Below are 12538 nucleotides of genomic sequence, written 5' to 3' on the forward strand. Positions count from 1 at the left end.
GCACCGACCGCGATCCCGAGGAGGACGAAATGACCCGCGTCGCCCTGCTGCCGCCGGACGAGAGACCCAACACCCGTGGCTACGCGGTCGCCATCGGGGCGTGCGCCGGGTTGGACGTCGTCACCCCGCCTCCCGCCGCCATGCCGTCGTTCCGGCAGCCGGCGGACACCGCGGCCCTGGCGCGGTGGCTCCGGGAGATCTCCACGGAGGTCGACCACGTCGTCGTCTCCCTGGAGTTGCTCGTCCACGGCGGGCTGATCCCGTCGCGCAACACCGACGACCGGATCGGGCAGGTGCTGTCCCGCCTCGACGTGCTGCGTCAGATCGACGTGCCGGTCACGGCCTTCGGCGTGGTGACCCGACTGCCGTCGTACGACAACGCCGCCCGCTCCCGACAGGAACCGGCCTACTGGGCCACGCACGGGGCGCGGCTCGGCGCGTTGTCGACCGTCTGGGACGCGCACGACCTGGGCGAGGCGACGGCCGAGGCGGTCGCCGCCGCTCGTGGGCAGGTGCCGGACGCCTACGTGACCGACCTGGTGCGACGGCGCGCGCGCAACCACGCCGTGCTGCTCGCCGCGCTGGAGATGGCCTCCGACGGGACCCTGGACACCCTCGTGATCTCGTCCGACGACACCGCGCCGCGGGGACTGCCGGCGGCGGAGCGGCGACAGTTGCAGCGCTGGATCGAACGGCTCGGCGTCGACGTCCTCACCTACCCCGGCGCCGACGAGGTGCCGAGCGTGCTCGTGGCGCGCGTGGCGGCGCAGGTCCGGGGAGTCACCCCGACGATCGCCGTCGACTGCCCGGACGCGGACGGCCTGGACCGGATCGCCCCGTACGAGGACCGACCGGTGCGGCTCGGCCTCGCCAACCAGGTTCGTGCCCTCGGGGCCGTGGAGGTCGCGGACGCCGACGAGGCCGACCTGGTGGTCGTCGTGCACCCGCCCGCGACAGAGCCCGGCGACTGGGTGCTCGACCCGCCCGACGCGTCCGCCGACACCGGCTGGACGGCCGTGGCGGACGCGGTCGCGGCCCATGTCGCCGCGGGGCGCCGGGTGGCCGTGGCGGACATCCGCTTCGCCAACGGCAGCGACCCGCAGTTGCTCGCCGGACTCGACGACCGGGGCCTGCTGGGCCGGCTCGTGTCCTACGGCGGCTGGAACACCGCGGGCAACACGATCGGCACCACCCTCGCCGCCGGTGTCACGCCGGCGCTGTCGGTCACCCCGCGCTCGCAGGACGCCCGCGACCGGTTCCTGGCCCGCAAGATCATCGAGGACGGGCACTACCTGCCGGTCGTGCGGCGGCGCCTGCAACAGGAGGCGGCGCAGCGGGGGCTGACCGACCCACCGCTCGACGAGCTGCCCGACGTGCACGCGCGGATCACGCGGGATCTGCACCGGTGGGCGACCGGCACCCGGACGCTGTCCGGCTGGACCGTGACGAACGCGCGGCTGCCCTGGTCGTACACCTTCACCGTCGACTTCGACCTGACGCCGCCGGGCGGGGCGGCAACCTGACCGGTTGCCGCCCCGCCGGCGGTGCCGCCGCCGTCACATGCCGGCGCACTGCCCCAGGCTGTCGCCGGTGACGCTGTTGGGCGCGCCCCGGTCGGTCGGTTCGCTGTCGTTCCCGGTGCAGGTCAGTGATCCCGAGATCCGGTTGCCCGACAGCACCACCCAGCCGCCGGTGCCGGCCACGCTCACCGCGCCGTGGACCTGGGACCGGCGGAGCCACACGGCGCGCCCGTGGTCGGTTTCCACCCCGCCCTGCACCTGTGAGTCCTCCACGAGTACGCCCGCGCCGGGGCGTACGACGATGCCGCCGCGGACGTCGGCATTCCGGACACAGGTCGTCCCGGCCTCGACCGCGAGGTCGCCGTGGTGCGTTCCGGTGATCGTCCGGTCGCAGGCGGGCGCCACCGGCTCCGGCACCCACCGGTACAGGGTGCTGCCTCGGTTGTAGTAGTAGGAGCCGTTGCGGTCGATGGCCAGGTTCTGCATCCCGGTCTGCAGGATCGTCATCTGCAACGTCGCCGGGTCGATCTCGAAGAGCCGGCCGGTCGAGGTGCCGACGAGCTTGCCGTGGTGCCAGAAGAGCTCCCGGCCGGTGGCGTAGATCTTGCTGTCGTCCACCCCGAAGTAGGTCTTGCGGAACACGACTCTGCGGGTGTCCGGGTCGAACTTGAACAGCGCGTTCGCGGTGAAGCCCCACAGGTTGCCGTCGTCGTCGAAGGTGAGGGCCGAGACGTTCTCCTCCCCCGGGACGGGCACGGTCTCGAACACCACCTTCCCGGTCGCCGGGTCGAAGACGAACAGCTTGCCCTCGCTGGTGGTCGGTTCGATGCCGATGCCGCCCCAGATGCCGGTGCCGCCGTAGACGAGGCCGTCCCGGTAGGCCAGGGCGAGCGGGGTCTGGTCCTTGACGACGTCGCGGAACACCCGCAGGTCGCCGGTCGACGGGTTGAACAGGGACAGCGCTCCGCCGAGCTGCCCGTAGTCCGGCATCGAGCCGATGGCCACGACGTCACCGGCGCTGGCCCAGCCGAGTGGTCGATCCTGGTGACTGCCCAGCGAGACGACCCGGTCGCGGTCCGTCACCGGGTTCGTCGCCGGATCCCACGGCCGGGTGGTGTCGTAGGCGTAGATCCGCGCACCGGGGTAGGTGCCGAAGACGAGATGGTCGCCGTGGGCGACGAGCCCCTCGGTCTGTCCGACACCGTTGAGCGGCTCGGTCGCGCCGCTGTCCACGTCCACCCGGGCGATCCCCGGCGGGGATCCGTACCCGCCGACGTAGACGTCGCCGCGCGGGCCGGTCGCCATCGACCGGATCAGGAACGGCGTCAGCTCCGCGTCGGCGCGCACCGCGGCCGTCCGCCCGGTGGCGGGATTCCAGGCGTGGAAGATCGACTTGCTGGTCGCGGTCACCACGGACGTGCCGGGGAACCCGTCGGTGCCCAGCTCCATCAGGGCCCAGCCACGGGCCGCGGATCCCTGGAGGTTCATGGAGATCCGGCGCTGCTGCCGGGTGTCGAGGTCGTAGGCGATCACCGCGCCCTCGATCGGCACGATCAGCGCCTCGCGCCGGCGCACGCCACTGTCCTCGGTGCTCACCTCGGGAGACACCGCCAGACCCACGACCTGGGGTACGACGTCCACCCACGCCTGCTCGGCCAGCGAGTAGACGAGCAGGTCGGTCGAGGGCGTCGGCCGGGCGAAGAGGAGCCCGCCGGAGACGGTCACGTCGTAGAGGAAGGTGTCGGCGTCGTGCCCGGCTGGCAGTGGGATCTCGTGGACCTCGCCGGTGTGCGTGTCGAGGCGGGTGAGGCTGGCCCGCAGCGCGCCGCCGCCGGCGTAGACGTACCGGCCGTCGGAGTCGATGCTGCGCACGTAGATGTTGCCCTCGACCTGGACCCCGTAGTCCTGCCACTGCCCCGTGGCGGGGTCGTAGGCGATCACCTTGCCGTCCGGATAGGTGCCCCACACCGGCCGGCCGCGGTCGTCGAGGGTCGCCGACCACAGGTGCGTCTGACCGAACGGCGCGGTGGCGACGAGTTCGAGGGTGAGGTCGTCCGGGTCGAACCGCCACACCTCCCCCTTGGTCTGCGTGCCGATGTAGATGTCGCGATCGGCGGTCGTGACGAACGACCAGGACATGATCACGTTCGGCATGGTCCGGCTCATCAACCGCGCACCGGTCACGATGTCCACCGCGCTGAACGTCGAGGGACTGCCACCGCCGATGACCACCCCGATGTCCCGTCCGGCCGAGTCGGTGGTGTAGCCCGCCCCGGCGTTGGTGATGCCGGCGATCGGCTCGCCCAGATCCTGCTCGACACCGGCCGGCGGCTGCGGAGCGGGGCCGGTGGCGGCGAACGCGACCGAGTCGACGAGGCCGTCGGCGGTGCCGACCGAACTGGAGTAGATGACCGGCTCCGCGCTGACCGCGTCGGCCGGCGCCGGGAACGTCGCCGCCTGGCGGTCCCAGGCCCCGGGTGCGGGGCGCAGCACCTGGTACGGCTGGGCGATCCTGGCGCCGGCGGAGTCGTAGAAGTAGACCGTCGGTTGCAGGACGCCGCTGGTCAGCTTGAGGTCCATCGAGAACGTGTAGTTCACGCCCCCGGTCACCGGCACGCGCACGGGTCGCAGGCCGGCGCCGGCGGTCGTGCTCGCGTCGCGCACCCGCAGGCTACGGCCACCGTCGCTGGCGTCGGTGTCGTCGAGGGAGTAGTACTTCTCGGAGCCGGGCCACAGCGGGGACCAGCTCGCGGGCAGGCCGTCCGGACCCACCTCCTCGAAGCTCGCGTTCGCCAGCAGGTTCCCGCTGGTGTCCGCGGTCACGCCGGTCGTACCGGCGCTCGCGGGTGGCGCCACGAGCGCGACGGGCGCCAGCACCACCACGCTCAGCATCCACCGGGCCCAGGCCCGGCTCCGTCGGTTGTCGCTCACGACGATTCTCCCTCCAGTCCGACACACTGCCCTGACACCTGCCCGGTCACCGCGTTGCGAACGCCGTCGTCGGTCGGCGTCCAGCCGTTCTCCGCGCAGGCGAGCGCGCCGTCGATGGTGTTGCCGGACAGCAGCACACGTCCGCTGGTACGCGTGATCGACACCGCCCCGTCGACGCGAGACCGGGCGATGCTCACCACCCGGGCCTGGTCCGTGGTCACGCCACCGTGCACGCGGGAGTCCTCGATCCGGACACTCGCTCCGGCGCCGACCTGGATCGGGCCGTCGACCACCGCGCCGGTGACGCAGGTCTTGCCCACGGTGACCCGGAGGGGGCCGTCGTGCGTACCGGTGACCGTCGCGTCGCAGTCGCGCGGGTCGTCGGCGGGCTCCCACCGGAACACGTTGGTGTTGTTCGCGACGTAGATCGTCTCGTCGCGGTCCATGCCGGCGATGCGGACGTCCTGGTCCAGGACCAGCCCGTGTTCCAGCGTCTGCGGGTCGAACCAGAACAGCTTCCCGCCGGCGTTGCCGTAGAAGCGGGCGTCCGCGGCGCGGTAGAACAGCTCGGTGCGGAAGCCCCACAGGTTGCCGTCGGCGAATCCGGCGTCGAAGGACCGGGGGACGGTGCGGGTACGCGGGTCGAACTCGAAGACGGTGCCGTCCCCGACCAGGCCCCACACCATGCCGTTCGGGCCGACGGTGAGCGCCTGGACCACGGCGCCGCCGCCCACCACGGGCGCACTCCAGACCTTCTCACCGGCCTCGACGTCCCAGACGAACAGTTCGGCCCGGTCCTGGGTGGGGGTGCTCGACAGCCCACCGTGGATCGAGGTGCCGCCGACGACGAGCCCACCGACGGCGGTCAGCGCGGTCACGCTCTGGTCCGGTACGACGTCGCGGTGGAACTGGTACGCCCCGCTGGCCGGGTCGAAGACCACGAGACCGCCGCCGAGTTCCCCGTAGTCGGGGACGGTGCCGCCGACCACCACGTTCCCCGCCGACACGAGGGTCACCGGCCGGTCCTGCCCGAGCTCGGCGCGGCCGAGCGAGAACAGGTGCCGGGGGTTGCTGCCCCAGTCCCAGGCGGCGTCACCGCCGACCTCGCCCGCGTAGTACTCCGCGCCCGGGTAGCTGCCCACCACGATCCGGTTGCCGTGGGTGGTGATGCTGTCGGCCTGCTTCGGCCCCGACAGCTGCTCGAGCTGGCCCGTCCCCCGGTTGACGCGGGCCATGACGCCAGCGCTGAGGTAGGCACCGAAGTACACGTTTCCGTCGGGGCCGGCGCCGACGGAGTGGACCGTCGCCGGGGAGCTCCGGATGACGTTCGGCAGGATGTCACCGGTGCGGTTCTCCAGGTTGTACCGCCAGATCGTGCCGTCGCCGCGCATGCCCACCAGGGTCGTGCCCGGGAACTGCGGGGTGCCGAGCTGCATCGGCTCGAAGGCACGGGTGGTGCCGAGCGCCGCGGCGAGGGGGCTGTCCTCCCACCCGATGGAGGCCGTCTGCCGGGTGGCGGTGTCGTAGCCCTGGACCTTGTCGCCGGAGGCGTAGAAGAAGCGGCCGTCCACCGCACCACGGGTCATGTGTCCGAAGGCGATCGGCTGCCCGACCGTGTCGGTGCAGCACCACTGCCCGGCGGACAGGTCGTAGACGAGGTGGTTGCGACCGTCCAGGGTCGGTGAGTACTGCACGAACACCAGGTCGCCGTGCCGGGTCACCCGGTTGACGAAGCTGGCCCTCGTCGCCACCGGCTCCGGCAGCGGGATCTCGGTCTTCCCGCCGGTCGTCGGGTCGAGGCTGAACAGGTGCGGGACCGCGCCCGTGCCGACCCAGAGTTTGCCGTCGACCTCGTCGAAGCCCCAGGCGTAGTCCCCGTCGGCCGTCATACCGCCGTAGTCGCGGAACGCCCCGGTGGCGGGGTCGTAGGAGTAGACCTTGGCGTCCGGGTAGGTGGTGCCGTAGAGGATGCCGTCCCTGATCAGCAGCGTCCGCAGCATCCCCTCACCGACCACCCCCGTAGCGATCTTGGTGACCTGGTCGGTCGCGGGGTCGTACCGCCACAGGGTGCCGTCGTTGGGCGCCCGGACGCTGAAGTAGACCAGCCCGGAGTCGTCCACCACGATGGAACTGGCGACGGTGTAGCCGGGGAACGTCGTGGTGTGGAGCAGCTCGCCGGTGCGGGCGTCGATGGCGTTGAAGCTCACCGGGGTGCCGTCGCTGAAGCCGTAGACGACGGGTGTGCCGTCGGGGCGCACGTCCATCGCCGCGAGCCGCACGTTGGCCGTGTACATCGAGCCGAGGTCCACGAACTCGGCCATCGGGTCGTGCTGCACGGCGGCGGCGCCGCTCGTCTCGGAGGCGGGCGACGCGTGGGCGGGCCCGGCGGACGCGGCGAGTAACGCCGCGCCCAGGAGCAGGGCGAGCAGGGCCCTGCGGCGGATGCGTGGGCCGGGTCTGCATGAACCTGGCATGGTGGCACCTTTCGGTCGACGCGGGACGGGACGGTGGGCAAAACGGGCCGGCCCGCTCGCCGGGGCGAGCGGGCCGGGTGGGCGCTACTGGTGTGTCGTCGCGGGATCGAAGCGGTAGACGTGGGTGGCGTCGGCGAAGTAGATCCGGCCCTGCCCGTCCATCGCCGACTCCCGTACGCCGGTCTCGACGAGCACCTCGATCGCCGGCGTCCCGGGGTCGAACCGGAAGAGCCGGCCACCGGCGTTGCCGTAGAAGAACCCGTCGGCCGGGCGGTGGTACAGCGACGTGGCCCGGCCCCAGGTGTTGGTGTTGCGCAGGCCGGTCGCGACCGACCGGACCACCTTCCGTTGACCCGGGTCGTACGCGAAGACGGTGCCGTCGTCGGCCATTCCCCACAGCAGGCCGTCGGGGCCGAACTCGAGTTCGTGGATGACGGTCGCGCCCGGCACGACCACCGCGCTCCACGCGAGCCGGCCGGCGGCCACGTCCCAGGCGAACAGCCGCGCCTGGTCCTGCGTCGGCTCGCTGGACAGCCCGCCGTGGATCGACGTGCCGCCGTAGACGACCCCGTCCCGGTACGCGAGCGAGACGACGCTCTGGTCGTCGACGACGTCGCGGTGGACCTCGACGGCACCGGTGGCGGGGTCGACGAGGGTCAGCGCGCCGCCGAGTTGCCCGTAGTCCGGGACGCTGCCGACCGCGAGCCGCTCCCCCGCCGATGTCATGGCGAAGATCCGGTCCTGGAAGTGCGGCTCGCCCCGGCCGAGCTCCAGCACCTTGCGCGGATTGGTGCCCCAGGCCCAGGGCTGCGCCGGGTCGCCGGTGTGCACGACGGCGCCCGGGTAGGAGCTCACCGCGATCGTCCCGTTGTGGCTGACGATCGCGTCGGCCTGCTTGGGCCCGCGGATCTGCTCGACCTGCTGCGACTCCTGGTCGATCCGGCTCATCACGCCGCTGCTGAGGTAGGCGCCCATGTACACGGTGCCGTCGGGGCCGACGCCCATGCTGTGCGCCCCGGCGGGTGAGCCCAGCACGTCGGCGGGGACGATCCGGGACCGTCTGGTGGCGAGGTTGTAGTGCCAGAGGCGGCCGTCGGTGTCGATGCCCACCACGGTCTCGCCGGGGAAGAGCGGTTCACGCAGGTCCATGACGCTCATCCCGTACGTGCCCACGGCGTCGGCCAGCTGGGCGGGCAGGGTGCTGTCCTCGAATCCGGTCGAGACGGGGCGCCGGGCGGGCACCTGGTAGCCGGTGAGGGTTCCGCCGGCCATCAGGTAGAAGGTGCCGTCGCGCCCCTGGGCGGTGGGTTCCGCGCCGAAGGTGTTGCCGATGACCTGGTCGAGCCACCGCTCGCGCTTCAGGTCGTACACCGCAATGTCGTACGTGCCTCGCGGGGAGAGCCGCACGAAGACCAGGTCGTCGCGGGGCTCGATGCCGATGAACCAGTCGGTGTTCTCGAGCAGGGGCGCGGGCACCGACATCTCGGTGGTCTGACCGGATCGCGGGTCGACCTGGTAGAGGTGGGGCACCGGTCCGGTGCCGGCCCAGACCTTGCCTGCCACGATCCCGACCGAGAAGACGTAGGCGGCGTCGGTGGTGAGGCTGCCGTAGTCGCGGAACCGGCCGGTCGCCGGGTCGAACGACACGAGCTTCGCGTGCGGGTAGGTGCCGAAGTACAGGACGCCGTTCGCGTCGAAGGTGGCCGAGTAGAGGGCGGTCTCCCCGGCGATCCCGCCGAGGTGCTCCAGCCGCATGGTGTCGGGGTGGAAGCGGAACACGGCCGCCGGCGTGGGGGCGCGTACGGAGAAGTAGACGGTGCCGTCGGGTGCCACCTCCACCCATCCGCCGACGGTGTAGCCGTCGAGCGGGAGGGCCGTGATCCGCCTGCCGTTGCGGGCGTCGACGACGGTGAAGCTGGCCGGGGTGCCGTTGGAGATCGCGTAGGCCACCGGTGTGCCGTCGGGCAGTGTGCCGAACTCGGCGTTGCGGACGTTCACGGTGTAGAGCGCCGGCCCCAGGTCCGTGACCTGGCCGGCGGTCGCGACGACAGCGGGGGCTGCCGCCGGGGCGGCGGTGGTCGTCAGCAGGAGAAGCGGGAGACAGGCGGCGAGGACGACGGACCCTCGCCGGAGTCCGCTGGGCAGGAGCGATCGCATGGGCACCTCTTCTGTTCGTCCGGATTGCGCCTCACGGTGCTGCAATCGATGGCATAGACAGGTGGAAGGGCATGCCGCTGAGTGCGTGACGCCGCTACTTGAGGCCGCTCATCATCACGCCGCGGACGAAGAACCGCTGCAGGAGGACGAAGACCACGACGGTGGGAACGAAGGTGATGACGGAGGCGGCCATCGTGGTGGCCAGTTCGGTGTCCTGCTCCTGAAGGCTGTTCAGACCCACCGTCAGCACGTAGTTGCCGGGACTGCGCTGGGACACCAGGGGCCAGAGGAAGTCGTTCCAGTGCCACAGGAAGACGAAGGTGCCGAGCGTGGCCATGATCGGCTTGGTCTGCGGCAGGATGATCGACCAGTAGACCCGGAACTCGCTCGCCCCGTCGATGCGGGCCGCCTCGAGCAGCTCGTCCGGAATCTCCTGGATGAACTGCCGCATCAGGAACATGGCCTGGGCGTTGGCGATGGTGGGCACGACCATCCCCCACATCGTGTCGAGGCCACCCATCTCCGACACCATGATGAACAGCGGGATGAGCGTCAGGTGCCCCGGCACCATGAGCATCGCGACGAACAGCCAGAAGACGAACTCCCTGCCCAGGAACCGCTTCTTGGCGAACGCGTAGCCCGCCATCGAGGCGAAGAGCAGGACGAGGACCACCGACGCCAGCGAGTAGACCGCCGAGTTGACGGCCCACTCGTACACCTGGTTGCTGCCGAGGGCGTCGGCGTACGCGTCGAACGAGATGCTGTCCGGCAGCAACGAGCCTGGCAGCTCCACGCCCTGCTTCGGTTGCAGGGACAGCACGAGCATCGCCCAGAAGGGGAAGAACGTCACCACCGCGCAGAGCGCCAGCGGCACGTGCATCCACAGGGCCCGGCGCCGCCGCCGGTTGGGCCGCCGTACGGGCGTCTGCGGTGTGCTGGCCGTCGGCGGGGCGGGGGCCTGGGCGACCGTGGTGCTCATGCCGACTTCCCCTTGTTCATCAGGCGGTGCTGGATCAGCGAGGTGATGAGGGTGATGACCAGCAGGACGACGCCGGCGGCGCTCGCGTACCCGAAGTCGAAGTAGCCGAAGCCCTGGTCGTAGATCATGTACGTCAGCGAGTAGCTGGCGCGTACCGGGCCGCCACCGGTCATCACGTAGATGGTGTCGAACACCTGGAAGGATCCGATGATCTCCAGGACCGTGACGAAGAAGAGGGCCGGCTTCAGCAGCGGCAGCGTGACGTGCCAGTAGCGGCGCCGCCACCCGGCCCCGTCGACGTGGGCGGCCTCGTAGTACTCGTTGGGGATGGCGAGCATTCCGGCGAGCAGGATGAGCATGTTGTAGCCGAAGCCCTTCCACGCGCTCACGATCGCCAGCGCGGGAATGACCATGGCCTCGCTCTGCAACCAGCCCACGTCCGGGATGCCGACGAGGTTGAGCAGCCAGTTAAGCGGACCGTCGACCTCGAAGATCCACACCCAGATGATTCCGGACATGACCGTGCTGGTGACGACCGGGAGGAAGAAGATGGAGCGGTAGATGCTCATGCCGCGCAGGGTCCGGTCGCACAGCGTCGCCATCGCCAGGGACACACCCATGCTGAGCGGGATGGTGAGCAGGGTGTAGTAGGCCGTGACCTTCAGCGAGTTCCAGAACAGCGAATCGCCGAACAGCCGGGTGAAGTTCTCCGTCCCCACGAAGGTGAAGGTGCCGGCGATCCCGTAGTCGCCCAGGCTGAGGAACATGCCCATGACCGCGGGGATGATCCGGAACACCAGGAAGAAGAGGACGTACGGCAGGATGAACAGGTAGCCGGCGAAGGCGGCCCGCGAGCGCCACCAGGGCCTTCTCGCGCGTCGTGCCCCCGACTGCGGCACTGGCTGGACTGTCCCTACGGCCTGCTCGCTCACCACACCTCCTTCGCCGGTGGTCGCAGGCGTGCCGGATGCGGCCACGCCTGCGACCGTCGAATGTGAATCAGCGGCGCTCGAGGAGCGCGTTGACGTCCTTCTCCGCTGCGGCGAGCGCATCCTTGGGTGCGGTCTTGCCGAGCAGCACGGCCTGCAGGTGCGGCTTGATCAGGTTCATGATCTCCCGCGCCTTCGGGTGGATGACGCCCGACCGGATGACGTCCAGGTGCTTCTCGCCCTCGGCCATTCCCGGGTTGTCCGAGTACAGCCCCGTGACGGACTTCCTCGGCGCGTAGTAGCCGTTCTTCTGGTCGAAGGACCGCATGTGCTCCGGGCTGGTCAGGAAGTCGATCCACGCCTTCGACGCGGCCTTGGCGTCGCTGCCGGCCAGCACCGACAGGCCACCCACCGAGCCGGCGGCGACCTGCACCTTGTCGGTGAGCGGCTGGCTGACCACCAACTCCTCCGGCTTGAACAGCTTCGCCAGGCTGGCGGTCGTGTTGTTGGGCGAGTAGGCCTGCTTGCCCTGCCCCAGCGCGCTCTGCTCCAGCGTCTCGGCCGTGGTCAGGCTCTGCTGCGAGGTCCACCCGTTGTCGACCAGCTTCTTGACGAACTCCAGTGCCCGCAGCCCCTCGGGACTGTTGAACGCCGCCTTCTTGCCGTCGGCGGTCAGGACCTCACCGCCGGCCTGCCAGAGGTAGGGGTAGAAGCTGTGGTTGAGGGTGAGGGTCTGCGCGGCCACGTAGTCGGTCGGGACGTACCCGGCCGCCTTCACCTTCGGCGCCATCTGCTCGATGTCCGCCCAGGTCTCGGGGCACTTCTGCACCCCGGACGCGGCGAGCACCTGCTTGTTGCACACGCCGATCAGCGCCTGCATCAGCAGCGGCACACCGTAGAGCTTCCCGTCCCACGACATCGCGTCGAGCGCCGCCGGCGTGAAGTCGTCCCGGTCGTCGGCGATGACGTCCTCGACGGGCTCCAGCACGCCCTCGACGGCGAACTTGGGGATGAAGTCGGGGTTGAAGTAGACGACGTCCGGGCCCTGCTTGCCGGCGATCGCCGTGACGAGGGTTTCCTCGCGGTTGGTGAACGGCTGCACCACGACGTCGACATCGACCTTCGGGTACTTCTGCTTGAACTGCTCGACCACCGGATCCCAGTAGCTGTCCTTGCCGCTGTCCCCGATGGGGTAGGTCCAGAAGGTCACCGAACCCTCGACGGCACCCGGGTCCGTCGGCATCGCGCTGTCCCCGCCGTTGCAGCCGGCGACGGCCAGCGTCACCGTCAGCACCGTGGCGCCCAATCGGAGTCTGGAAATACCGCTCATGCCGCCCCCTCTTTTCTGAAACAGCCTGCCCCCGCCTGTTTCTCATCGTGCAATCGGTTGCAGAGAACCTAGCGTCGGCACGGTCACCGGTCAAGGGCATCGATAGGCCGAACTCTTCCCGGCGAGCGGGTCGTCAGCGCAGGGTGGCCGGTCGATGACCGACGAGCGGTCGACCGCCCCGCCGGGGTCCACACCCGCCCCTCACCGCGACGCACCCA

At 70.6% G+C, this 12538-nt stretch carries 7 protein-coding genes; 1 reads left to right on the top strand and 6 read right to left on the bottom strand.

Annotation, left to right across the window (positions count from 1 at the left end; all coding sequences use genetic code 11):
* Positions 1 to 29 precede the first annotated feature (29 nt).
* Positions 30 to 1523: a DUF4127 family protein gene (locus ACGF5C_RS22165; protein ID WP_393304353.1), complete on the top strand. Its 1494-nt coding sequence runs from the start codon at positions 30 to 32 to the stop codon at positions 1521 to 1523.
* A 33-nt stretch (positions 1524 to 1556) separates the two neighbouring features.
* Here ACGF5C_RS22165 and ACGF5C_RS22170 read toward each other — a convergent pair whose 3' ends face one another.
* The 6 genes from ACGF5C_RS22170 to ACGF5C_RS22195 all read right to left on the bottom strand — a co-directional run bounded on the left by ACGF5C_RS22170 (position 1557) and on the right by ACGF5C_RS22195 (position 12320).
* The gene (locus ACGF5C_RS22170) at positions 1557 to 4451 is read right to left on the bottom strand and encodes a hypothetical protein (protein WP_393304355.1); all 2895 of its coding nucleotides are present in this window, start codon (positions 4449 to 4451) and stop codon (positions 1557 to 1559) included.
* Positions 4448 to 6925, bottom strand: a complete 2478-nt coding sequence (locus tag ACGF5C_RS22175) for a hypothetical protein (protein WP_393304356.1) — start codon at positions 6923 to 6925, stop codon at positions 4448 to 4450. The genes ACGF5C_RS22170 and ACGF5C_RS22175 overlap by 4 nt, the downstream gene beginning before the upstream one ends.
* An 84-nt stretch (positions 6926 to 7009) precedes the next feature.
* Positions 7010 to 9082 (bottom strand): hypothetical protein, encoded by a 2073-nt coding sequence (locus tag ACGF5C_RS22180; protein WP_393304358.1) that lies wholly within the window; start codon positions 9080 to 9082, stop codon positions 7010 to 7012.
* A gap of 94 nt (positions 9083 to 9176) precedes the next feature.
* Positions 9177 to 10061 carry a carbohydrate ABC transporter permease gene (locus tag ACGF5C_RS22185; protein ID WP_393304360.1) on the bottom strand — a complete coding sequence of 295 codons (885 nt, stop codon included), beginning with the start codon at positions 10059 to 10061 and terminating at the stop codon, positions 9177 to 9179.
* The gene (locus ACGF5C_RS22190; RefSeq protein WP_393304362.1) at positions 10058 to 10993 is read right to left on the bottom strand and encodes a carbohydrate ABC transporter permease; all 936 of its coding nucleotides are present in this window, start codon (positions 10991 to 10993) and stop codon (positions 10058 to 10060) included. The genes ACGF5C_RS22185 and ACGF5C_RS22190 overlap by 4 nt, the downstream gene beginning before the upstream one ends.
* Positions 10994 to 11060: 67 nt before the next feature.
* Complete coding sequence (locus ACGF5C_RS22195) at positions 11061 to 12320, bottom strand: ABC transporter substrate-binding protein (protein ID WP_393304364.1); 1260 nt, start codon at positions 12318 to 12320, stop codon at positions 11061 to 11063.
* Between the last annotated feature and the right edge of the window lie 218 nt (positions 12321 to 12538).

The sequence above is a fragment of the Micromonospora sp. NPDC047620 genome, assembly GCF_043205005.1.
Taxonomy (GTDB): domain Bacteria; phylum Actinomycetota; class Actinomycetes; order Mycobacteriales; family Micromonosporaceae; genus Micromonospora.